2 protein-coding genes are annotated in these 2,651 nt (G+C 27.3%); one reads left to right on the top strand and one right to left on the bottom strand.

Features of this window, described 5'->3' with window-relative positions; translation table 11 throughout:
• Positions 1-24: 24 nt before the first annotated feature.
• Positions 25-486: a cyclic nucleotide-binding domain-containing protein gene (locus VN21_RS00100; RefSeq protein WP_046821477.1), complete on the top strand. Its 462-nt coding sequence runs from the start codon at positions 25-27 to the stop codon at positions 484-486.
• 395 nt (positions 487-881) lie between these two features.
• Here the strand turns inward: VN21_RS00100 and VN21_RS00095 are convergent, their stop codons facing one another.
• Positions 882-2,423 carry a sigma-54 interaction domain-containing protein gene (locus VN21_RS00095; protein ID WP_226896651.1) on the bottom strand — a complete coding sequence of 514 codons (1,542 nt, stop codon included), beginning with the start codon at positions 2,421-2,423 and terminating at the stop codon, positions 882-884.
• Positions 2,424-2,651: the final 228 nt, after the last annotated feature.

Here is a 2,651-nt window from a genome sequence, read left to right as displayed (position 1 = left end):
TAATATTTTTTAAGGGGTGATTTTATGCTTAAACTTCATCATGACGATAGTTTAAGATATTATATTGAAAATTATAAAATAAATAATATGTTTGATGTAAATTTGAACTCACATATGGAACTTCATTGTTTTAATACAAACGAACTTATAGTTCTTAAAAATACAACTCCAAATTACTTATATTTTCTTGTAGAGGGAACTGCTATTAAATTAGAAAATTCTTTTGATACTAATAATATACTTAAACCTTCTATAAATAATTTAAATATTATTGGCTCATTAGAAATGTTTACACAAAATAAATTTGAATATAGTTTAAGAGCTTTAGATGAATGTATTTTCATAGGAATACCTATATCAATTATAAAGGATGTAGCATTTAAAGACCCTACTTTCCTATCATATTTTTGTAAGAGTTTTGCAAACTTTATTTACAATAATAATTTAGAAATAAGTTTTTTTAAAAAAGAAAAAGATGCTATATAGCATCTTATAAAAGGGAATAGATAGTGTTAAAGTCTATCTATTTTATATAGAGTTTTTTTTGTACTAATAAAACAAAAAAAACCATGAAAGTTTTAAAACCTTCATGGCCTCTTTGAGTCATATGTACTTATACCATAATGATAGCAGAATCATTTATGCTTCGCAACTACTATAATTATTTTTTACGCTTTAAAAATTATGCTTATTAAAAATCAGTTTATATTCTATATAAATTAGTATATAAACATATTATATTTTGAGCGTAAAAAAGTTTTTAAGCAACGGACGAAGTCGTTTGAGTAACGGGACGCGAACTTGCCGAGTGTCCGTTGACGACATGAAATTTGAGCGACATGAAGTGGTTCGCAGACGTAGTCGCTCAAGCAAAGCGAATTTTATAGCTTTAAATATCCACTTTTTATTTTTCTATGTATAGTAGAAGAATCTATCCCTATTTGTTTTGATGCTTGTGTAATAGAACCATACTTATCTATAGCTCTAGGTATAATTATCTGATCTACTATTTTGTATGCTTCATTTAAATTTACAATACCATTTACAACTATCGGAGATTTCAAGTCATTTTCCTTAGATAAATCATCTAAATTTATTAGCATATTAAACTCATCTTCTCCTATCGTATTTTTAACTGATAAAACAACAAATCTTTCAATAATATTTTTCAGTTCTCTTATGTTTCCAGGCCATGAATGATTATTTAACAATTCCATAACCTTAGGAGAAATCCTTATTTCTCTATTATATTTAGTGTTGTATAAATCTAAGAAATATTCAACCAAAGGCATTATGTCTTCTTTTCTTTCCCTTAATGGAGGTATTTTTATAGGGATAACACTAAGTCTATAATATAAATCCTGTCTAAACTTCAAATTATCATGTAAATCCTCATTTGAAATATTAGTAGCACTTACATACCTTACATCAATTTTTATCGGTTTAGTCCCTCCAACTCTAGTAATCGTATTTTCTTGTATAACTCTAAGTAATTTTTTTTGCATTTGAAGTGGCAATTCGCCTATTTCATCTAAAAATATAGTACCTCCATTTGCTTGCTCAAAAAGACCTTTTTTCCCAGACTTTTTAGCTCCAGTAAAAGAACCTTCTTCATATCCGAAAAACTCTGATTCTAGGAGCTCATTAGGAATTGCACCACAGTTAATTGCTATAAATGGTTTATCCCTTCTATGACTATACTTACATATTTTTCTAGCTATAATTTCTTTTCCTACACCAGACTCTCCAGTTATAAAAATGGAAGAATCAGATGCTGCTGCTCTCTTTACTACATTTTTTATATTATCCATAACTTCACTTTTGCTTATATATTCCGAATTAGTGGATGTTGTACAATCTTTCGCATGAGGAGAATCTAAGTTTATAACTCTAGAAATATCTCTACCAGTTAACACTCCCCCTTTTACTTCTCCCTTGTTATCCCATATAGGAACTGCTGTGTATGCTATAACTTTCCCTCCAGGATAAACTATATTTTTATAAGTTTTTTTCTTAACTTCTAGCATATTTAGTATTATCGGTTCTTCTACTAATCCCATATAAACTAGTTTGTCAATTTTTCTCCCAAGAACTTCTTTTCTTTTAAATGGTAATATTTCATCACATAAGCTGTTCATCTTTTCAATAACACCATCTTTATTAAATATAACTACAACTTCATCTATATGTTCAATTATATCCTCTACAACCTTATCTGTTATCATAGATTTTTCAAATAAATAAATATACTGTAATTCATTTTTATAATCTCTAATCGAATAAACGTCTACAAACATATTTAAATCTCTAAGCTGTATTTTTTTTCTATTGTTTGAAAAATAGTCATTTTCATTAAATGTACTATCCAAAACAGATATATTTGATGGCTTGTCCACATCAACAAAATTAAAAATCTTTTTCATTTGTGCATTAAAATCTAGTATTTCCCCAGTTTCGCTGCATAAAATTGCTGGATTTTCTAAGTGATTAATAAAGCCCCTAAAATCATTATACACTCTTTTCAGCCCTTCCTTATTTAGTAAATTACACCCCTATTAAATATAAAAAACCATTTTCCTACCTAAGAACATTATATCATCTACAATCCATTAATTATAAAATTATTGTTATTTTTTTATTAAATTTGTCAT

This window comes from Paraclostridium benzoelyticum (genome assembly GCF_001006285.1).
Classification (GTDB): domain Bacteria; phylum Bacillota; class Clostridia; order Peptostreptococcales; family Peptostreptococcaceae; genus Paraclostridium; species Paraclostridium benzoelyticum.
The sequence above is the reverse complement of the archived record's forward strand: the minus strand, read 5'-3'. Positions and strand labels throughout refer to the sequence as shown.